This window comes from Rhodococcus sp. 14-2470-1b (genome assembly GCF_002259415.1).
Lineage (GTDB): Bacteria > Actinomycetota > Actinomycetes > Mycobacteriales > Mycobacteriaceae > Rhodococcoides.
This window is the reverse complement of the sequence record NZ_NPFY01000026.1, coordinates 108809-129748: the sequence shown is the minus strand read 5'-3', so window position 1 is coordinate 129748 and position 20940 is coordinate 108809. Positions and strand designations below refer to the sequence as shown.

General features: G+C 64.6%; 18 protein-coding genes. 13 read left to right on the top strand and 5 right to left on the bottom strand.

Translation table 11 applies throughout. The annotated features are described in order from the left end of the window. Positions 1–8: 8 nt before the first annotated feature. Entirely contained in the window at positions 9–656 is a 648-nt protein-coding gene (locus tag CH293_RS19915; protein ID WP_037108978.1) for a TetR/AcrR family transcriptional regulator, read from the top strand. Positions 657–778: 122 nt separating this feature from the next. Beyond that, positions 779–1126 (top strand): hypothetical protein, encoded by a 348-nt coding sequence (locus CH293_RS19910; protein ID WP_141217192.1) that lies wholly within the window; start codon positions 779–781, stop codon positions 1124–1126. Here the strand turns inward: CH293_RS19910 and CH293_RS19905 are convergent. From CH293_RS19905 to CH293_RS19895, 3 genes are all read right to left on the bottom strand, one after another. Beyond that, a complete protein-coding gene (locus CH293_RS19905) occupies positions 1115–3943 on the bottom strand; it encodes a BTAD domain-containing putative transcriptional regulator (protein ID WP_094721265.1) in 2829 nt (942 codons plus the stop codon). The two genes, CH293_RS19910 and CH293_RS19905, sit on opposite strands and share 12 nt — an antisense overlap. A 60-nt stretch (positions 3944–4003) precedes the next feature. Further along, entirely contained in the window at positions 4004–4618 is a 615-nt protein-coding gene (locus CH293_RS19900) for a hypothetical protein (protein WP_052059242.1), read from the bottom strand. A 101-nt stretch (positions 4619–4719) separates the two neighbouring features. Continuing rightward, positions 4720–5361: a pyridoxamine 5'-phosphate oxidase family protein gene (locus CH293_RS19895; protein ID WP_094721264.1), complete on the bottom strand. Its 642-nt coding sequence runs from the start codon at positions 5359–5361 to the stop codon at positions 4720–4722. Positions 5362–5431: 70 nt separating this feature from the next. On the opposite strand from CH293_RS19895, the gene CH293_RS19890 reads away from it, so the two are divergent. After that, positions 5432–6157 carry an SDR family NAD(P)-dependent oxidoreductase gene (locus CH293_RS19890; RefSeq protein WP_037108985.1) on the top strand — a complete coding sequence of 242 codons (726 nt, stop codon included), beginning with the start codon at positions 5432–5434 and terminating at the stop codon, positions 6155–6157. 7 nt (positions 6158–6164) lie between these two features. Here CH293_RS19890 and CH293_RS19885 read toward each other — a convergent pair whose 3' ends face one another. Next, positions 6165–6797: a TetR/AcrR family transcriptional regulator gene (locus CH293_RS19885; RefSeq protein WP_037108988.1), complete on the bottom strand. Its 633-nt coding sequence runs from the start codon at positions 6795–6797 to the stop codon at positions 6165–6167. A gap of 152 nt (positions 6798–6949) precedes the next feature. Here CH293_RS19885 and CH293_RS19880 point away from each other — a divergent pair, with 152 nt between their 5' ends. Further along, a complete protein-coding gene (locus CH293_RS19880) occupies positions 6950–8410 on the top strand; it encodes an MFS transporter (RefSeq protein WP_037108990.1) in 1461 nt (486 codons plus the stop codon). On the opposite strand, the gene CH293_RS19875 is transcribed toward CH293_RS19880, so the two are convergent. Beyond that, positions 8371–9498, bottom strand: coding sequence for a cellulase family glycosylhydrolase (locus tag CH293_RS19875; protein ID WP_037108993.1), 1128 nt, complete (start codon positions 9496–9498; stop codon positions 8371–8373). The genes CH293_RS19880 and CH293_RS19875 overlap by 40 nt on opposite strands. A 117-nt stretch (positions 9499–9615) precedes the next feature. On the opposite strand from CH293_RS19875, the gene CH293_RS19870 reads away from it, so the two are divergent. The 9 genes from CH293_RS19870 (at position 9616) to CH293_RS19830 (ending at position 20936) form a co-directional block, all read left to right on the top strand. Then, entirely contained in the window at positions 9616–10323 is a 708-nt protein-coding gene (locus CH293_RS19870; protein ID WP_037108996.1) for a GAF domain-containing protein, read from the top strand. Between the two features lie 166 nt (positions 10324–10489). Further along, entirely contained in the window at positions 10490–11968 is a 1479-nt protein-coding gene (locus CH293_RS19865; RefSeq protein WP_241483727.1) for a sugar transferase, read from the top strand. A gap of 49 nt (positions 11969–12017) precedes the next feature. After that, the gene (locus tag CH293_RS19860; RefSeq protein WP_094721263.1) at positions 12018–13418 is read left to right on the top strand and encodes an O-antigen ligase; all 1401 of its coding nucleotides are present in this window, start codon (positions 12018–12020) and stop codon (positions 13416–13418) included. Further along, complete coding sequence (locus CH293_RS19855; protein WP_037109003.1) at positions 13310–14383, top strand: glycosyltransferase family 1 protein; 1074 nt, start codon at positions 13310–13312, stop codon at positions 14381–14383. Before CH293_RS19860 ends, CH293_RS19855 begins: the two co-directional genes overlap by 109 nt. Beyond that, the gene (locus CH293_RS19850; RefSeq protein ID WP_094721262.1) at positions 14380–15930 is read left to right on the top strand and encodes a flippase; all 1551 of its coding nucleotides are present in this window, start codon (positions 14380–14382) and stop codon (positions 15928–15930) included. The genes CH293_RS19855 and CH293_RS19850 overlap by 4 nt, the downstream gene beginning before the upstream one ends. Further along, positions 15927–17015, top strand: coding sequence for a glycosyltransferase family 4 protein (locus tag CH293_RS19845; RefSeq protein ID WP_094721261.1), 1089 nt, complete (start codon positions 15927–15929; stop codon positions 17013–17015). Before CH293_RS19850 ends, CH293_RS19845 begins: the two co-directional genes overlap by 4 nt. Before the next feature lie 277 nt (positions 17016–17292). Beyond that, a complete protein-coding gene (locus tag CH293_RS19840) occupies positions 17293–18573 on the top strand; it encodes a hypothetical protein (protein ID WP_255122930.1) in 1281 nt (426 codons plus the stop codon). Next, positions 18563–19672 (top strand): glycosyltransferase, encoded by a 1110-nt coding sequence (locus CH293_RS19835; protein WP_094721260.1) that lies wholly within the window; start codon positions 18563–18565, stop codon positions 19670–19672. Before CH293_RS19840 ends, CH293_RS19835 begins: the two co-directional genes overlap by 11 nt. Then, the gene (locus CH293_RS19830) at positions 19659–20936 is read left to right on the top strand and encodes a hypothetical protein (RefSeq protein ID WP_255122927.1); all 1278 of its coding nucleotides are present in this window, start codon (positions 19659–19661) and stop codon (positions 20934–20936) included. Before CH293_RS19835 ends, CH293_RS19830 begins: the two co-directional genes overlap by 14 nt. Positions 20937–20940 lie beyond the last annotated feature (4 nt).

Here is a 20940-nt window from a genome sequence, read left to right as displayed (position 1 = left end):
ATCTTTCCGTGAGCTCTTCCGATACCGAAATCGCCCCCGGCAGGCCCTATCGTGGGTCGAGCGCAGAGGAGCGACGCGATGCCCGCCGGGAACGGCTGCTGGACGCCGCCGTGGACATCTTCGGCACGAGCGGTTACCGATCCGCGTCGATCGATCGGATATGCAGTGCCGCGGGACTGACCAAACGCTACTTCTACGAGTCCTTCGACAGCAGCGAGGCGCTCCTGGAGGCCGTGTACCGGCGTGCGACCACGACGATGCTGAACAGCATCATCGTTCGTGGCGACGCGCACACCACCGGCGCCGAGCACGTTCTGCAATCGGCGTTGTCGAACTTCTTCCGCACCATCGCCGACGATCCTCGGTCCGCCCGCATCGTGCTGCTCGAGGTTCTCGGCGTCTCCGCCGAGGTGGACGCGCTGTACCGGCAGACCACAGGACTGTTCGTCGACGCCGTCCTCGCCGTCGCGGATTCGGTCGGAACCGCTCACGGCCTTGCCGGGCCCAACCGTCGAACACTCGCGGTGGGTCTCGTCGGTGCGGTGCTCATGATGACCCAGCAGTGGTTGCTCGCGCCCGACTCCGAGCCACTGGACAGGGTCATCGCAAGCGCGCACACCATCCTCGGCGCCGTTGCATTCGGTCGACTCGACTAGAACGCATCGGACTCCAAGTCGTTTCCAAGTGCCTCGGTGCATTCTGACCTTCGTCCAGTTCACCTGCAGGCTCCGCTCCTGTATTCATGGTTCCACCGAAGAAATGCGAGGTCCCGATTCCCATGAGCGCACCTACGTCTACCGCCCCCACTCTCGTCACCGGCTGCCGTGTCCGCGCGGCCCGGGTGAGTTTCTGCGACCGGGCAGACGCCGAGATGTTTCTCGAATGGCTGCGGGTTCGGTCGGTAGCCCTGGGGACCGACGTCACGTTCCCATTGTTCGCCTGCACCGCCGCCGACGCCTACAGCGTGTCCTCGGCCCTGACCTGCGCGGTGTTCGGCGACCTCGAGGTCGACACACTTCCCGGATCCGTCGCCGCATCGGTCATGGCGGCCTCACTACCTGCAGTTCTCGGCCCGCTCGAAAACGCCGACGGCGCGGACGTCGTGTTCGCGATCTCACGACGCTGAGATGGACAGCACCATCTCTCGCACGGCCGCGCGGTCGAGGTCGCGACCGACGACCCGTCCCGCATCGAGAATCGACAACGGAATGTTCTCCCGCATCTCTCGGTCGTATCGCCCGAGGTCGATAGGGTCCATCTTTACGGGGACGTATCCGTTGAGTTCGGTCTGTCGCTCCACTACTCCGAGCAACCGCGCTGCGGAATCGAAGTCGCCTCGCCGAAACAACGCGTAGGCCAGAGTGGCGAGCCCGACCATCCACGAGGACGTGTCGAACACCTTGTCGCAGGCGGAGATCATCCGGGCCAGCTTCTCCTCGGCAGGCCCACCCCAGTTGCCCTGCGCAAGATCTACTTTCGCATGAATCCAGAGTGCCGACCCTTCGCACCACTGGTAACCGGACTCGGCTGCGACATCGGTCGCCGCGGACAACAGTTCTTTCGCGTGCGACAAATCTCCGCTGCGTAGGTAGGCAGTGCCTGCGGACATCAAAGCCTCGGCACGGGTGTAAGGCGCATCGATGACGGTACCGAGCGCGAGTGCTTCGTCGGCGTGCTTCAGTGCCTCCTCGGTCGCGCCTGCCCCGGCTTCGAAGAACGCGAGGGAGACGAGCGCGTCGGAACGGGCGACGTCGTGACCGGGAGTGGCAGGTTCGAGTTCCGCCAGGCGTCCGAAGGATTCGAACAAGCCCGCCATGTCTCCGGCCAGATACCTGGTGATGGTGAGTCCGGCAACAGCGCGAACGAGAACACTGATATCGATGTCCTTCCCCTTCATCGCCGGTTCGAGGTAACGCAGCCCCTCTGCCACGTGACCACGCCGATACCAGTACCAGTACAGGCCTCCGGCGATCCGAAGATAGGTCTCGGACGATTTGTCCACGCGGTCCAGCGCGGCGCGCACGTTCGAGATGTCCCGGTCCAGTCGGGTCATCCATCGGGGGCATTCGGGACCGCGAAGACCGAAGTAGGCCTGCTCGGCCATTTCGACCACCCACGACGTATGCCGGTCCAGCAACGTCATTGTTCGACCCGGGTCGCGATGCAACGCGGCGTAGCTACGCAGCGTCTCGAGCATCCGGTAGCGACGCGGGTCGCCACCGACCGACTTGACGAGCGACTTGTCGATCAGTGCGCCGAGGTCACCGATGATGTTCCGCGTCCCCACTATCGCGCGCGCGGCATCCAGATCGAAACCGCCGTCGAAGATCGCCAGTTCCTCGAACAGCGTGCGTTCGGGGTCGGTGAGGCTCGACACAGACCACTCGACGGCGGCGAGCATCGTCGAATGCCGCACGTTGGTGCGCGGGCCACCTCGCAGGACTGCGAATCGGTCGTCGATGTTGTCCACGAGTTGCCGCACCGACAACGCGCGACATTGCCCGGCGGCAAGTTCGATCGCCAGCGGCATACCGTCGAGCCTGTTGCAGAGCGTCTCGAGCAGATCGAGATCATCCCCGCTCGGGTCCCATCCTCCCAACTGCGCCCCGGCCCGTTCGACGAACAACCGCACAGCCTCGCCGTCGACGCCGGTGCTCAGTGGCGGCATGTCGACGACGAATTCCCCGTGCACGCCGAGTGCTTCGCGGCTCGTCGCCAACACGGAGATCCCGGGCGCCGACGATAGGATCGCCTCCACCAGTTCCGCGATGGGCCCGATCAATTGTTCGCAATTGTCCAGTACGACAATCGTGTCCCGCTCCCGCAGAATCGCCACGAGAGCGTCTGTACCTCCGGAAACCGTGACCTGCAACGCGGTCGCGACAGCGTCCACGAGTACTCCGCCGTCGCGCACATCGGCCAGTTCGACGAACCACGGTCCGTCCGTGTCGTCGCGCGCACGCGCAACTTCCAGAGCAAGCCTTGTCTTGCCCATCCCGCCTGCACCCGTCAACGTGACGAGGCGGTGTGCGTTCACCGCGGCGGAGACGTCGGCGAGGACCTCGCGCCGTCCGACGAGATGAGTTGCCGGAATCGGGACCCGGTTGTTCCGTGGCCGGGCCGACGATCCCGCCTTGGTCGCGGCAGGTGCGTCGAGAGACGGCTCCTGGCGGAGGATTGCGTCGTACAGCGCGAGCGAGCTCGGCCGCGGGTCGGCGCCGAGCTCCTCGGCCAACAGATCCCGAGCCGTCCTCAGAGCAGTAAGCGCGTCTCCCTGTCTGCCGCCGCGATACAGGGCGAGGGCAAGCAGTTCCCACGCACGCTCGCGCAGTGGGTGTGCGCGAGTGTGGCCTTCCAACGCGGCCGCGGCAGCGGCGTTGTGGCCGAGAGCGATTGCAGCGTCCACGCGATCTTCGACGACGTCGAGGCGCAGTTCTTCCAGATGTCGGATCTCTGCTTTCGCGAATTCGCGGTCGGCGCAGTCCACATGCGCGGGTCCGCGCCACAGTTCGAGGGCGCTGCCCAGTATGCGGTCCGCGTCGGCTGCGTCACCCGCCGCGAGCGCCTGCTTGCCCCTCGCTGCTGCGACGACGAAACGCTTGGAGTCGACTGCGTCGGCTGGAAGATCGAGCGCGTATCCGGGACCACGGCGGACGAGAATCGTAGGTTTCGCCGAGCCCCGCCCCGGCTCCAACGCCTTGCGGAGACTCGATATGTATCCCTGCAGAGTCAACGAGGCTGTCCGCGGTGGTGACTCACCCCACAAATCGTCGATGAGCGTGTCGTCTCCGACCATCCGACCGTCGGCGATGACCAGACGTGCGACGAGCGCTCGGGGAACTGGTCCCCCGAGCGCTACTGGGTCACCGTCGAGCGAAGCCTCCAGCGGCCCAAGCACGCGCACCTGGACTCCGGCGCTGGTCGGGGACGGTCGGATCGGCACCGAAGGATCATAAATGCCGATTCGCCATTCGTCGCCCGTAATCGAGGCCGGGCACCGGAACTACGCGGGTGTGACGGTGGCTTTTCTCGCCAACAGAATGCCCAGGACCACGTAGCCGGTCAGCAGCTGAACCGAGCCCATGACCTGACCGGCATCGCGCACGACGAGCACGAGCGGGATCGTGGCAACGAACCACGACTGCGCCCACAGCGTCCACCAGCGGACGACGCCGGTCCATCGCCCTGCTATGGCAACCCTGATTCCGATGCCCACCATCGCGAACATCGACAACGGCCAGAACAGATCGAATGCCATCCACACCGCGGTGCCGTGCAGCAGCCAGAACATGTCGAGGGTGGAGGACACGAGTGCGCCTGTCATGAACACGAACTGGGCGACGTGGAAGCCAGCGGCCACCCTGCCGGTACCCATCGCTCCGGTCCGGTATTGCAAGAGCAACAACCTGATGATCGCGATCTGGAACGCGATTGCCGTGATGCCGCCGACGAGGGACTTCCAGCCGAACCCTTGGTGGTCGCCGACGACGGCGACGCCCACTGCCCACGCCGCGGTGGCGAGGGCGAGTGTGATGCCCACGGAGCGCACCGTTCTGGGTGAGCCGGAGGCACCTGCGTGGATGCTGGGGCGGATGGTCGTGTTCTGGATGGTGGACATGACGGCAACTCCTTGCGTATCGATGTGACGACCGGGATCGATCGGGTGGTCACACGATGGCAAGTGCCGCTTGGAATTCGCTGGGAGTCGACGCGTACTCGCTACTGGGGCTGTTGCCGCTGGTACAGCTGCTCCTCGTAGGACGGGCCGTAATACTGCTCCAACTCGGCGAGCGTTTCGGGCGAATCCGGCATGACCGCCTTGGTGATCCGAGCGACCGTCGGCAGCGCCGACGGATTCCAGGTGTCCGGCTCCCAGAGCCGTGACCGCATGAACGCCTTGGCGCAGTGAAAGAACACCTGCTCGACGTCGACGAGCAGACACAGGATCGGACGATGCCCCTTGACCTTCATGTCGTCGAAGAACGGCGCATCCTTGAGCAACCGCGCTCCGCCGTTGATCCGCAGAGTGTCTCCGCGGCCGGGGACGAAGAAGTTGATTCCCACGTGCGGGTTCAGCAGGACGTTGTGGTAGCCGTCCATCCGCTTGTTTCCCGGCCGTTCGGCTATGGCGAGTGTGGTCTCGTCGAGCACGTGAACCAGCGCCCCCGCCGGGTCCCCCTTCGGCGACACATCGCATCTACCGGTGTCGTCGGCCGTTCCGATGAGGCAGAACGGAGACATGGACAGCCACTCCAGGTGGATCGGCAACAGCGCATCACGGTCCTTGTTGGCCGCCCGGTAACTCGGTGTGCCGAACAGTGCGGTCAACTCGTCGGTGTCGGTGATCTCGTCCCATGCCACGCGAGGAAGCCTAACAACGCCCGGGCACCGAGTCATCGGACTTTTCGGCACATCTGGCACAGTGACGTGCATGACCACTCGCACCACCGTCGTCACCGGAGGAAGCCGTGGCATCGGGGCTGCGGTGTGCAGACGGTTGGCCGCCGACGGCCACGACGTCGTCGTCACGTACGTGCGTGACCGCGCAGCCGCCGAGTCCGTTGCCGCAGACGTCGAAGCCGCAGGACGCCGTGCGTTGGTGTGCCGCGTGGACACGACCGACGAGGAATCCGTTATCGCGATGTACGGAGAGGTTGCGGAGTTCGGGACGCTCACCGGGGTGGTCACCAATGCCGGGGCCGCCTCTGCCGTGGGCGATCTCGTGGACAACGATCTCTCCGACATCAGGGCCGACATCGACCTCAACCTTGTCGGTGTTCTCGCCTGCATCAAGTACGCCATCGCGCCGATGACGCACTCCGGTGGCTCGATCGTCAACATCTCCTCTGCCGCAGCAACTCTCGGAAGCCCCGGAATGTACGTCCACTACGCGGCATCGAAGGCGGGAGTCGAGGCACTCACCGTCGGGTTGGCCAAGGAGTTGGCGGACAGAAACATTCGCGTCAACGCCGTCGCGCCCGGGACCATCTGGACCGATTTTCATCGCGATCCGAACAGACCGGCGAAGGTCGCGGAGTCGGTGCCCATGAAGCGTGCGGGCACCCCGGACGAGATCGCGGGCGCCGTGTCCTGGTTGCTGTCGGACGATGCGTCCTACGCGACGGGTACGACCATTCGCATCGCGGGCGGTCAGTAGCCTCGAATCACGACCGAGACACCGGGGCCCGCCAGATCCCCACCGTCGCGTCGATGATATCGGTGCCGCAGTCGGTCCAGTTGGGCGGGACGTCCGGATTCTCGGCGAACTCCATCTCCTTGTCGGCGCAGGTGTGCATCATCAGGTTGCGGGCCATGTCTCCGCGAATCTTTCGGACACTCACCGGCAACTCGGGCAGGCAGCGCTCCAGACCCGCGAGGGTAGGTTTCAGGGCTGTCAACTCGCCGGCACGGGCGTAGGCGACGGACCGCAGCACCGGGTCGGATATCAGTTGGACGCTGAATCTCCCGTACCAACTGGGCGACCCGAGAGAGTCGAGATGCGAGACGTAGGGCCTGATGAGGCACGCAACCCAATCCTGCAGATCATCCGATCCTTCCACCCGCGCGACCATCTGTGATCGAATCTCTTCGATCGATCGCGAATGTTTCTCCAGAATTGCTCGCACCAGATCCGTCTTCGTCCCGAAGTGGTACGCGACTGCGGCGTTGTTGCCCTGGCCTGCGGCCTCGCTCACGTGCCGGTTCGAGACCGGATGGATACCTTCCTCCGCATACAACCTCTCGGCCGTGGCCAACAGCGCCTCGCGCGTATCGAGGTTGCGGTCTGCACGCGTCATATGGACCAGCCTTCCACAGTCGTCACCGTCGAATTCGTCATCAATCGGACATACCGACCACAGTGAACAACGCCACTTTGACCCCCGTCAAGCAGTTGCTTTAAATTGATTCAGTCACTTGCTTTAAAACTAACGCCGGGAGGCTCGAACCCATGTCGACCACTGCCCCACCACCCGACAACGCCACGGTGGCACCAGCAGGCGTCGTCGTTGCCGTGCTTGCGTTCACCGGAATTGTCGTCTCACTGATGCAGACGCTCATCATTCCTCTGATCCCCCAGCTCCCGACCCTGCTCGATGCATCGGCATCGAACACCGCCTGGGCCATCACCGCCACTCTTCTCGCGGGCGCCGTCGCTGTTCCGGTCATGGGCCGTCTCGGCGACATGTTCGGCAAGCGATTGCTGTTGATGGCCAGCCTCGTACTGATGATCTCGGGGTCGATCGTCGGCGCGCTCAGCGAATCGCTGGTTCCGCTCGTCGTCGGCCGTGCGCTGCAAGGGCTGGCGGCCGGTGTCATCCCCCTCGGCATCAGCATCATGCGCGACGTTCTTCCACGGGAGAAGCTCGCCGGCGCGACAGCCACGATGGGCGCTTCCCTCGGTGTCGGCGGCGCTCTGGGGCTTCCCGCGGCGGCGCTCATCGCGGAGTACGCCGATTGGCATTTCCTGTTCTGGGTGTCCGCCGCACTCGGCGTAATCGTCGCGATCCTGGTGCTGACGCTCGTGCCCGAGTCCGAGGTGCGGACCGGCGGAACGTTCGACGCGGTCGGAGCGGCCAGTTTGTCCGTCGCTCTCGTGACTCTGCTGCTGTCCATCTCCAAGGGCGCGACGTGGGGGTGGAGCAGTTCCACCACACTGGGTCTGTTGGCCGTCGCCGTCGTCTCCCTCGGTATCTGGGGATGGTGGGAACTGCGCACGAAGCAGCCACTGGTGGACCTCCGCGTGTCGGCTCGCAGGCAGGTGCTGTTGACCAACCTCGCATCCGTGGTGTTCGGCTTCGCGATGTTCGCCATGACGCTGGTCTTCCCGCAGGTTCTTCAGTTGCCCGTCGAAACCGGCTTCGGACTGGGCCGCTCGATGCTGGTGACCGGTCTCGTCATGGCCCCCTCCGGCATCGTCATGATGCTGGTCGCGCCGATCTCGTCCAAGATCACCACGACAAGAGGCCCGAAGACGACGCTGATGCTCGGCGCGATCGTCGTGGCCGTCGGCTATCTGTTCGGTGTCGTCACGATGAGCGCTGTGTGGCAGCTCGTTGCCATCTCCTGCATCATCGGCGCAGGCATCGGTCTGTCGTACGGCGCGATGCCCGCCCTCATCATGGGCGCGGTCCCACCCTCGGAGACCGCCGCGGCCAACAGCCTGAACACGCTGATGCGTTCGCTCGGGACATCGACGGCGAGCGCCGTGGCAGGCGTCATCCTGGCGCAGATGACGATCACGCTCGGATCGGCGGAACTGCCGTCGCAGCAGGGGTTTCGGGTGACGATGGCCGTTGCCGCCGGCGCCTCGCTGATCGCACTCGCGCTCGCCGCGTTCCTACCGAGATTCGCGCCGGCAGCCCCCAGCCGTCAGGAGTACGCCCCCGTGAAGGCTGCGACGCGCCCGTAGGCGATCTTCGGCGTGAAATCGCGTCGAAGCAGCCCGAAGTTCTGTTCCGGATCGGCCAGGTTCGTGCCTGCATCTCGCAGGCCGTACACGTAGGACGGTCCGATCCACGCATTACCGAGGACCGCATCCATCACGACGACGATCGAGTCCGCTTGGACCTGTTCGCTCACCGCATTGGATGCGGTTCCCGTCGGGGCACCGAACTCCGTCAACCAGATCTGCTTACCCGCATCGCCTCCGGCAACCATGGTGTCGCGCATCGCCCACAGCGCGAACGCTGTACTCCACTCTTGGGTACTCGGGTCGTTGGGCAGCCACGGGTAGGTGTACGGGTGGACGTTGAACGCATCGAAGTACTTGTTCGCGCCGAGCTGGTACATCGCGGAGAGAAACGACTTGGGATTCATGTTCGTGCCGTTGTCCGTTGCGGGAGCAAGTCCACCACTGAGCACCGTGGACGCCGGCTGCACCTGTTTGATCGCCTGGTACGCCGCGCGCAGCATGATCGAGTACGCAGCGACATCGGGCTTCGGCTTCCAGAAGCCGACGATGTTCGGCTCGTTCCAGATCTCCCACAGATTCATGTGGTCGCGGTAGCGAGTGACGACGGTGCGTGCGAATGCGGCGTAGACGTTCGGATCTGCGGGCCGTGAATGCGAGTCACCCATCGCCTCGGGTACGCGCGCCCACTGCGGCGTGTAGGCGATGACACCGAGCGGGCACATACCGTGCGCCACTACCGCTGCCAGCACTCGGTCGGTGTTCGCCCAGTCGAACTGCCCCCTGTTGCGTTCGATGGTCGACCAGTCGATGTCCACCCGAACGGAGAACAGCCCGGCGTCGCGCGCCAGGTCTAACTCCGCATTCAGATCCGCGTTCGACGCTGCAGCCAGCGTGGCACCGGGCGAAGCACCGATGCGAGGCGAGCTGGTCATTCCGGAACACCGCCCGTCCGGTGACGAGGGCGCTGTGCGCCCGGGCGTCGTAGGTGACGCGTGCGCGGGAGTGATGACCGCGGCGATGGAAACCAGCAGAAGTGCAAGCGTGACCACGATCTTCGGCACGCTCAGCGTTACGCGCCGAAACATCGGCAGAATATAACAGCAGTTCTGCCGGATACCATCATTTGTTCGAATTACTGCCACCGACACGACCTCGAGTGAATGGATACGCCGACTTCGTTCGACTGCATTACCATCGGGAAAATGACAGACGTTGTTTCCGGGTTCGACGACCGCTTACACGAAATTCTCGCGCAACAGGCAGGCAAAGCCGGGGAATCGGTCGAAGCGTATGTGCGCCGCGCGGTCGTGACGCGGCTGGTTCAGGAAATCACTGCCGACGACGATTCCGAACTCGGCCAACTGCTGCGCCATCTGCAGGCCGCACGGATCGAGGTACCGACCTCGGACGAGGAGCAGCCCGAGTCCGATCGCCCGTTGCACAACCGCGACCGCGTCAAGGCCGTCGAGAGAACCGGCCTGATGGACACACCGAGGGAAGACAGTTACGACCGGCTGGTATCGATGGTGGCGGACGCCCTGATGGTTCCGTCCGCGGCCATCTCCTTGATCGACGACAAGCGCCAGTTCTACAAGAGCGCAGTCGGTTTGCCGGCCGAGATAGCCGAATCGCGCCAGCTGCCGATCGACCAGAGCATCTGCCAGTACACCCTCGACGGTGGTGAACCACTCGTCGTCGAAGACGCACGTCTGCACGAACTACTGAAGAATCACCCAGCAGTCCTGAACAACCTCGCGGTGTCCTACATGGGCATCCCTCTCGACGACGGCGAGGGCCACACGGTAGGCACGCTGTGCGTCTGGGACGAACAGCCCAGGCAATGGACAATCGGCCACCAACAAACCCTGCAGGATCTTGCATGGATTGTTCGCGAGCGAATATTCGGGTGAGAACGCCAATCCAGAACCTTTGCCCCGAAATTCAGATCCATAACAGGAATTCGGTCGCTTTTCCGTAACACGATCGATAAAGCAAAAGGGGGTTGTGACCAAATGCCTGAGATAGCCTTTGACAGTGCTTGGAACACGAACTGGGTCATGTACGGAGTAATGGCCCGTGTCTAAAACTCTCGAATCGCCCCTGGCGACCACCGACGCACTGCGCGACGTGCAGTCGCGTCCGCGGAGCCTGACCGATCGGCTACGGGTCGACCCACTGCATACGGTGGTGACGATTTCTGTCGACGTATTGGCAGCAACCATCGCGGTTGTCGAAGGCCTGCTCTGGCGAACCGGCAGCCTCACCGAGTTGGGGTGGCTGCCCTGGCTGTTCATCCCTTTGGTGATCGCTTTCCTCGGCGCAGGAGGAATGTACCGACGGAGCCTCCGCAAGAACTTCCTCGACGAGATCGGCCCGGTCGAGACAGCTATCGCGTTCGCCACACTCGCACTGCTGTCGATCATGATCGTCGTCGACACCGAGTACCGCCCCGGCGCGCTGATGGTTCGCATCTGGATCTGTGCAGCGGTGTCCATCGCTGTAGGGCGCCTGATCCGCGTGATCATCCAGCGTCGAATCAGAGCGAAGTACAACTCGGCGGCTCCGACGCTCGTCGTCGGTGGTGGGCCGATCGGTCATCAGCTCGTCGCGCGGATGCGTCAGTTCCCCGAGTACGGGCTGAACCCCATCGGTCTCGTGGACGTGACACCGGTGGCGCCGGTGGACCCCACCGCGCCGGACTTCATCGACGTTCCCTATCTCGGCACACCGAGCCAGTTCGAGATGATCGCCAAGACGACCGGGGCCGAGGAAGTCATCGTGGCGTTCTCCTCCGTTCAACACGAGGAGTTGGTTGCCGCCGTCAGGTCCGCCCACAAGTTGGGCATCCGAGTCTGGGTGGTGCCGCGGTTGTTCGACACCGTCGGCCTCAAGACCCGCGTCGAGCACATCGGCGGACTCCCCCTCATGGTTCTTCCTCACGTCGACCCCAAGGGATGGCAATTCCTCCTCAAGGGACTCACCGACCGAGTGCTGACCAGCGTCGGCCTGCTGCTGATTTCACCGATCTTCCTGCTGCTCATGCTGCTGGTGAGGTTGAGTTCTCCCGGCCCCATCTTCTTCGCTCAGGAACGCATCGGACGTGACGGAATCCCGTTCGACTGCCTGAAGTTTCGGTCCATGCGTCCGCCGCGGGCATCCGATGCAGAGTTCGTCCGAGTCGAGGGCGCAGCACCGGGCGGCGTGGAGGGCGTGGATCGCCGTACCAAGATCGGCAAGATCATGCGGCAGACCTCGCTCGACGAGCTGCCACAGTTGCTGAACGTGATCCGCGGCGACATGAGCCTCGTCGGCCCGCGTCCCGAGCGGCCCGAGTACGTCGACCTCTTCGCCATGCAGATCCGTCGCTACGGTGAGCGCCACCGAGTGAAGGCAGGCGTCACGGGCTGGGCGCAGGTACACGGCCTACGTGGACAGACGTCCATCGCGGACCGTGCGGAGTGGGACAACTACTACATCGAGAACTGGTCCATCTGGCTCGATATCAAGATCTTGTTCCTGACCGTTCTGGCCGTGCTGAAGCGGGCCGAGGACTGAGTGTGAACATCGCTCCCGGCCAACCACACTCACGAGTCCCGGGTCGTCCGTGATCGCGTATGTCGCGATCGCCTTCGCCGCCGTTCTGGTGGTGGGGGCGGGTCTGTTCGTCGCCCGTGCGATCTTGCACCGCCCCCAGCGAGGACTGCTGCTTCTCGCTGCATTCGTGCCGCTCAACGGTCTGTTGGCCATCCTTCCCGTACCCGGCGTCGTGTCCGGATGGAAGGAAGGCCTTGTGCTGTTCACACTCGGCTGCGCATGGTTGCGGCGAGTCAGGCCGCGAACATCGACGCCGACACCACGTCCACACCCGCCGTTGACCATGCCCTGGTGGCCCGCGGCCGCCTTGTTCGTCGTCTTCGGAGTCGTCTCGGCGCTCGTGTCGTTCGGGCTCATCGGGTTCGTCGCCATCAAGGTGACGTTCTTCTACATGCTGTTGGTGGGGATCCTCTGGCTCGCTCCGTTCGACGCCCGTGACCGCGACAACCTGGTCAGTGTGCTCATGGGGATGGGCGTGTTCACGTCGTTGGTCGGGATTGCGCAATTGGTGCTCGGTCCCGCTTTCCTGGTCTCGCTCGGATACGAGTACGGCACGCAGGTCAGAACTTCCGGCGGCCTGCTGCGAACCTTCAGTACGTTCAACCTTCCGTTCCCCTTCGGCTTGTACGTGATGTTGGCTCTGCTCGTCGGCGGTGCTGTCGCACTGGCCGATCCAGCGCGCCGTCGCAACGCCGCGTTCCTGTGGATGTCGCCGATCATGGTCGTCGCGATGGCAAGTTCGATCGTTCGAGGAGCAATCCTCGGCTTGCTCGTCGGCTTGATATACCTGATCGCCGTACGGTTCCGCTTCTTGGCCGTCCCACTCGTCGTCGCCGGTGTGGCTGTCGCGGTGATCGTTCCGTTCGTACCCAAGATCTCCTCCGTCTTCTTCTCGTCCAGCAGCCTCAACGAACGCGGTGACGGATGGAGCGACATCATCGCGAGCATTCTGATCCACCCGTTCGGCCAAGGTCTCGGTGCGAGTGGCGCAGCAGCCGACCGTATTTCGACGGCCTCGGGAGTGACGTTCAGCGGATTGTCCACCAACTATCAACCGGACAACTACTACGTGAAGTCCGCGCTCGAACTCGGGCCCATCGGATTGTGGGCCGTCGTGGCACTCCTCGTTACGGCTCTGCTGTGGTGCACGCGCTTGTCCAGGTCTCTGCCCAGGGGCGACGACGCCCTTGCGCTCGGTGTCGGTTCGTCGATCGTCGCGGCGATGTTCGCGAGCCTCGTCTCGACCTACTTCGAAATTTTTCCGATCGACGTTTATTTCTGGCTTCTGTTAGGAGTGGTGGGATGCGCAGCAGCGCAACACGAATCAGTAGCAACCCCCGGATCGTCTACGGGGCGCTCGCCCTTCGGCCGGGCGGCAGCGGGGTCCAGACGTACATCCGCGAGTTACTGAACGAGATTCCAGCACTGCTACCGACGGCTGATCTCGCCGCCGTCGTCCAGCGTGACGCGGTGGGCGAACTCCCGGGTGACGTGCAACCGCTCCCCCGCCGTGTCGCCGACGGCGCGGTGCGTGCCGTTCTGGGGGCGCTGCCCGTCGGTGACTGCGATGTCGTCCACGGTCTCGATGTCGACCTCCCTCTCGTGACCAGGGCAGCCACCGTGGCGACCGTCCACGACCTGTCCGTCATCGACATGCCGTCGGCGTCCAGCAAGTTCCGGGCGTTCGGTGAACAGAAGCTCGTTCGACGTGCGCTGAGGAAAGCCGACCTGTTGATCGCGGTGTCGCAGTTCACCGCCGATCGCATCAAGGCCGTCAGCGGCCGAGAAGCCGCCGTCGCGGAACTGGCGCCCGCGGCATGGGCGACGCCCCCGGCGGAATCCGCCCTCGACGCCGTCCGCGAGAAGTATTCTCTTCCCGAAAAGTTCGTATTGCAGGTCGGCACCGTCGAACCGCGAAAGAACGTTCAGCTCGTCGCCGATGCGGCCGAACGACTCGGAATTCCATCGGTGTTGGCAGGCGCTGGATCGAAGGGGCCGAACGCCCCGACGTCGTCGATCGGCCTCGGTTACATCGATGTCGAGGACCTGCCCGCTCTGTACGCCACCGCTACGGTCACCGCGTACGCATCACGCTACGAGGGGTACGGACTTCCACCCGTCGAAGCGATGGCCTGCGGCGGCGCGGTCGTCGCCAGTGCCGTCGGTGCCCTGCCCGACGTCGTCGGCGACGGTGCTGTGCTTCTCGGCTCGGAGCGGGTGGACAACTGGGCGGACGCCATGCGTCCCATCGTGTTCGACGCCGATGCTCGCGCTGCCCTTGTGTCGAACGCCGCGGCAGTCTCCGAGGGCCTGACCTGGCGACGCACGGCCCAGCGCACCGTCGAGGCCTACCGAAAAGCGGGGATCATCTCGTGACCGAGGACCCGTCCGCCGAGGGTACCGAGCAGCCGCCCGATTACCGGGCCATAGCCGCGGACCCGAAAGCAGCAGCAAGAGCCACCGCCGCCGTGTTGGTGAGCCGGGTCATCATCGCTGGACTGGGCTGGGTCGGCAGCGTCATCGTGGCCCGTTCGCTCAGCCCTGAGGGCTGGGGCCAGTTCAGCTTCGTGTTCGCGCTGTTGGGCTTGATGTCTGTCGTCACCGATCTCGGGGTCGGCCGGGTGGTGTTGGCACGCTTGATGGACGGCAGCCCGGAGGAGATTTCGCGAACCGCGTCGTCGTTCCTGGCTCTGCGCACCGCCTTGGGCCTCGTCGGGTACGTACTCGCCGTGGGGTACGTCCTCATCCTCCGATACCCCACCGAGGTGGTGCTGGCGACAGCGGTAGGCGGTCTCGTCGTCGTCTTCGCCACCCCGAGTCACGCACTGTCGGTTCTGTTCCAGAGCCGACACCGACTGCTGATGGTCGCTATCGCCGAGAGTCTCGGCCAGGCAATTCAACTGGCACTGACCATCCTCGCCGCCGTCTTCGCGCCGACTCTGCTCGTGTTCGTGCTACCTGCCGTCATCAACGAGATCTTCAAACTGGTGTCGAAATCGGTCGGAATCAGGCGACCGTCGCTGGGTTTGAAGCCGTCCCGGCACATCGATGTGCACCGGTGGGGTCCGTACCTACGCGAAGCGATACCGCTGGCAATCGGTTTCGCACTGACCATCGCGATGCTGAAGATCGATGTTCTGATGCTCAGCCTGCTCGACACATTCGACGCGGTCGGACTGTATTCGATCGGCTACAAGTTCTCGGACATGATGGACACCATCATTCTGGCTGCAGTTGCGCCCATCAGTACCCTTCTCATTGCCGCGTGGCCCGACGACCTCGCGACATTCCGCAAGCGAACACGGTCGGCAGCAACTCTGTTCGCGCTGTTCGGAGCCGCTGCGGTGGTCGCCTTCTGGCCGTCGGCCGATCATCTCATCGAGCTTCTCTACGGCGAGCGGTTCGTGGCAGGTGCGGATGCCGCACGACTACTGGTACTGGGTGCCGCCCTGATGTCGCTGATCCTCCTGGGAATCTTCCTCCTCGCCTCTGCAGGAATGCAGCGCCACTACCCGCTGGTCGCAGTGCTCGGACTTGCCCTGAACGTGGGGCTCAATCTCGTTCTCATTCCGCGGATGTCCTACGACGGAGCCGCCATTTCCACCGTCGCGACGCTGGGAACGACCGTCGTACTCCTGTGGATCGTCATTGCCCGAACGGTTCCGGTGTCGACGTTGCTACCTCTGGGTCCGATCGCGCTGATCGTGGTCCTTGCGGCTGCGCTGTCCTACGCCGGTTCGCTTGCCGTCTCGGCACTTCCATCCCTGTGGCTCGTGGTGTCCATCGTGTTCGCGCTGCTGCTGGTCGTCATCGTGTTCGGTGCTGCGAAGCTCGGACTCGTCGAATCACCACTGGGCAACGACACCACCCCCGGCGCGGCCACACCGCGGGCCGGGGGCCGACACCGAGCGGAGAAACGATGACCGACACTTCCACCGTTGTGTTCGTCGCCCACACCGGACAGGTGTCCGGAGCGGAGAAGATGCTGCTCGCGCTGGTCGATCAAGCGTCGGAAACGGGACACACCGTCGTGGTGGCCAGCCCGGCCGGCGCATTGGCAGAGGCCCTACCCGACAGCGTTCGTCACGTGCCGATCCCGGAACTGGGACTGGGCGGCCAACGCGGCGCAGCGCGGGTGATGGCGGCCGGCCAGATGCTCGCCCGCTGGTGGTCGGCGGGAAGAACCCTGCGCCCCCTGGTGCGAGGAGCAGGGACTGCGACCGTCGTCAATTCCCTCTTCGCTCTGCCGGCAACGCGCATCGCACGCCCACCTCGTGGTGCGTCGTGGCTTGTTCACGACGTGATGGCAAGCGGGCGACAGCGCGCAGTGACGAGGCTCGGCCGAGGTGTCGTACGCAGAGCAGTGGCGTGTACCGACGCGGCCGCTGCTCCGGTGCGCGCTGCCGGTATCGACGTCGAACTCGTCCCGTACGGCGTGCCCTGGCCCGTCGAGGATTTCGGCCGTAGCACTGTCCACACGCCGCCTGTCGTCGGAATGCTTGCGCTGCTGACCCCGTGGAAGGGACACCGGGTGCTCCTCGACGCGCTGGCGCTCACCCCCGGGGTGGATGTCGAACTCGCCGGCGGCAGTTTTCCCAGCGACGAGAGTTACGTCGCCGAACTGCACGAGCGGGCTAGCGAACCGGATCTGTCCGGCCGAGTCAGGTTTCTCGGCCACACGAAGCTCGACGATGCGCTTCGGCGATGGGACGTCGTGGTGTCCACGAGCGTTCTCCCGGAGGCCGGTCCGCTTGCCGTGTTGGAAGCGATGTCACACGGATTGCCCGTGATCGCAACCGATCACGGTGGGCCGACCGAATTTCTGCGCGACGGTGCAGGTGTTCTGGTTCCACCCGGCGACCCTGCGGCGTTGTCCCACGCGATCCAGGACGTGCTGGCGGACGGAGCGCGTCGCACCGCTCTGGGATCCTCCGCCCGCGCGAAAATCGTCGCCGAACACAACATCTCCATCACGATGCCCGCGTTGCTCGAGGCGCTGATCGGATGAGGCCACGGTCGGACGTCGATCTGCCACGGACTCACGAACCGGAGTCGGTCCGGTTCTCGCCGCTCGAAACCGCGTCACCGACTGCTTCCAGCTGTCCGAAAGAACTTCATTCCTGTTTCAAGGCAGCGATTTTCGCAACACCGGCACTCACGCGCCGTATCGGGCGTACCGAAGCACCGAGAGGCGGTTTGGGTATCATCACACCTGTCCGGTCTTCACGTTCGAGTGAAGGACTCTCTGCCCATGTAGGCGATCAAAGGAGCTTCGGTTGGCATCCGTGAACGATCCAGTGCACCGTAGCGACGTGCCGCCGCCGATCGACCTCGCCGGGCACATGAGAGAACTCGGCCGCGCTTTCCTTCCCGCGCTCGTCATCGGCTTGCTGGTGGGCGCTGCGGTGTTCTTCGCCCGAACCGAGTTGAGCGAGAAGCAGTATTCGGCATCGATCGTCACCGAGATCAAGCCCGCACAGGCATTGGTTCCCGGTGATGCGTTCATCGAGCAGATGCGAGCGCCCTTCATCGGGCTCGCGTCGGACAACGACGTGCTCGAGCAAGTGGTCTCGGAGGTGGACACCGACTGGACCGCGGGCACTCTCGCTTCCAACCTGGCACTCGAGCCCGGCACCTCGCCTGCTCTGCTGGTCTTCACCGTCACGGCGCCGTCGCCGGAGCTCGCCCTCGAGTTGGCCCAGTCGACGGTGTCTACTGTCGCGCAGGCGGCCAACGCCAACAGTGCTCGCGACACCCAGAGCCAGCTCGAACAGCTTCAGGCAGCGGTGGCCGCGGAAGAAGCACGGAACACCGCGCTTCCGGACGGGGATGCCAAGACTGCATCGAACGCCACTCTGAGCGATCTCCGAGGACAATTGGCGCAGGTACAGAGCGGCGGCGGCGATCAGCTCGTCGTATTGTCCACACCCGAACAGAGCGACACCCCGGTCTCCCCCAAGCCGTTCTCGGAGGCATCGGTTGCCGCGCTCGCCGCACTTGTCATCGCCGCAGAGCTGATCGTGTTGCTGCGCAGCAGAATCGGATCGAGGCCGACGCGGGCATGGGCCAGCCGAGTCGCCAAGAAGTACCGTGCCAGTTTCGATCCTCAGGGCGGAGATGCGCTGCCTCCGTCGGTGGTCGGCAGAATCGCTGCGCGTGAGCGCGGGGGGCCCCGCACATCGGGCTCGGCGCGGCATTCCGCGCCCGGACGTGACGGCTACGAGGCCGTCATCCTGATCGGCCAGGACGCCGAGTCCAACGCAGGCAGCACCACCCCGATCGCCGGATACGCCGTCGCCACAGCGGTCCCACCCCAGGACGGACGTGCGTTCATCGAGGGAGGTCTGGCCAGCGAGTGGTGGACGGTCGTCGATGTCGCAGACGTCGAGAGCGCCGTCGTGATCCTCTCGAAGGGCGGCAAGGATCGGAAAGCCGCCGAGCACGCCCTTCGTCGCCTGCACGAGTTCGGCGTACCCACGTATCTCGTGCTGCAACAAGCCAGTAGCACACGACGCAAGAAGTCTGCCGAGCCACAGAATGCGGAGGCCCCGAGCGATGACCACTGACCGGGTTGCAATCGTCCACGAGCGACTGACCGAGATCGCAGGGTCGGAACACGTCATCGAACAGCTTGCGCTGCAGTGGCCCGAGTCCCAGGTGTATGCCGCGGTGGCACGTGCACAGGGCATTCCGAAGGACCTGCCGCGGCCACCGAAGACGACGATCCTCAACACGGGATACAAGGCACTCGGCGAGCGCTCCTACGCCCCACTGCTCCCCCTGATGCCCACGGCGTTTCGGCACTTGAAACTCGGCGACATCGACGCTGCCATCGTCAGCCACCATGCGTTCGCCACGCAGGCGGTGTTCGCTACCGACGCACCCGTCGTTGCGTACGTGCACAGTCCGGCTCGATGGGCGTGGGATCCAGCGCTTCGTGCGGGCGAGGGCGGTGGCAAGGCAGGTGCCGCGATACTCACCGCCTTGTCCGCGGTCGCCCGCAAGTGCGAGATCGCTGCTGCTCCCAAGCTGCGTACGGTGGTGGCCAATTCTTCCGCGGTCGCCGATCGCATCTCCAACTGGTGGGGACGCGACGACGCGGTGGTCGTTCATCCCCCCGTCGACACCGAGGGATTCACCCCCGACGCGTCAGTCGAACGCGAGGATTTCTTTCTGCTGGCAGGGCGACTGGTGCCCTACAAACGGCCGGACATTGCGGTGAAGGCAGCCGCGGCCGCCAACATCAAACTGGTCGTTGCGGGTGACGGTCGAGCCATGAGCGCATGCCGTGAACTCGCTGGACCCAACACGACATTCCTCGGGCGTGTGTCGCACGAAGACCTGCTCGGGCTTCACCGACGCGCTCGTGGCCTGCTGATGCCCGGTGTGGAGGATTTCGGAATCGTGCCGGTGGAGACGATGGCAACCGGAACTCCGGTGATCGCACTCGGAGAAGGCGGCGCGCTCGACACCGTCGTACCCGGGGTGTCCGGCCAACTCGTCGCATCGGGTTCCGACGACGAAGTGGTCGACGGCTTCGCCTCCGCGATGTCGTCGTTCGATCCGTCGGCGTTCGACCGCAACGAGATCCGCGCTTGGGCGGAGGGTTTCTCCCGGGCCAACTTCCGAGCCAGGATGCAGGGGGTTCTCGATGACATCGTCTGACCGCACGACAACGTATCGATCCACCGCGATGGATCGCGTGTTTGCCGAAGCCCGCACCATTGCCGTCGTCGGCCCGTGCGTGAGCTTGGACGAGGACGCCATCCGCAAGGCCCTGACAGTAGCGGAGCAGAGCACGTCGACTCCTCGGCTCGCAGTGGAGCCGGACACTCACAACGTCGAGTGGCGCTACCGTCGGAATTTGGGCGAGCGGACCCCGATCGTTCACCTGCCCGCCGAGGACAGTCGCGACCTCGGCCATCTGATGGGCGTGATCCGGCGTCGCCCCGGCGTGCGGGAGCCGCTGGAGGTGGTCATCGCCGGTGACTACATCGCCGTGGACTATTCGCACGGCGTCGGTGACGGTCAGATGGGTGTGCTGCTGCTCGCCACCCTCGGCGGAAACATCGACTTCGACCGCGCCCCGGCTCTCGCCAAGGGACTGCCGAGCAACACCACGTGGACGGCGCTTCGCCACCATTACTTGTCACGTCCCGCGGCACTGCGCGATTTCTGGCGTTTGCGCAAGCAGAACAAGAAGCCGCCTCGCCTGGTAGCGGGTGCCACCAAGCGCATCGAGGACTGGGAAGCCGGTAAGACGTCGCGAGCCGATTTCATGGCCCCCGATCGTGTTGCGCAGCTGAAGAAGTGGGCGTCCAGTCAACCCGGAAAGGCCACGACCGCGTCGGTCACCATTGCGTTGTGGATTGCCGCGCTGGAGGCAGAGGGCGTCACCGTCGACGAGTCGGTGATGATTCTCTTCAACAGTCGTCGTTACCTGCCACCGAAGCTGCAGGACGGCCACGGCAACTTCGCCGTCGGTATCCCTGTCCGGATTCCCCCGTCGCCGAGCGCCGCCGACATCGCCGCACTGATGCGTCAGGTGATCGAATCGGGTTGGCCCATAGCCATTCTGGGGATGTCGCAGATCAAAGCCGCTCTGAAGCGCTCGGCACCGACAGCTCCCGCGCCGACCGAGTCGTCGATCGAGGTGAACGACCGCGTCCGCCTTGCAGTCAGCGATCTCGGCAAACTGACGATGTTCGACGACGGGCTGTGGATCCGTGACGAGCGGCCCCCGCGCCTGGCCGCGTTCTTGGAGCCGGACGGGCCCGACGGCGCCACACTGCTGGTGTCGGAGATCGACAACGGGCGCACGTTCACTGCGTCGTTCTGCGACAAGATGATCGACCCCGCCGTGATCGAATCCGCTCTGCGCCGGATGTGCGACGACCCCGTCGGGACCCTTCAGGCCGAACCGAAGTGATGAC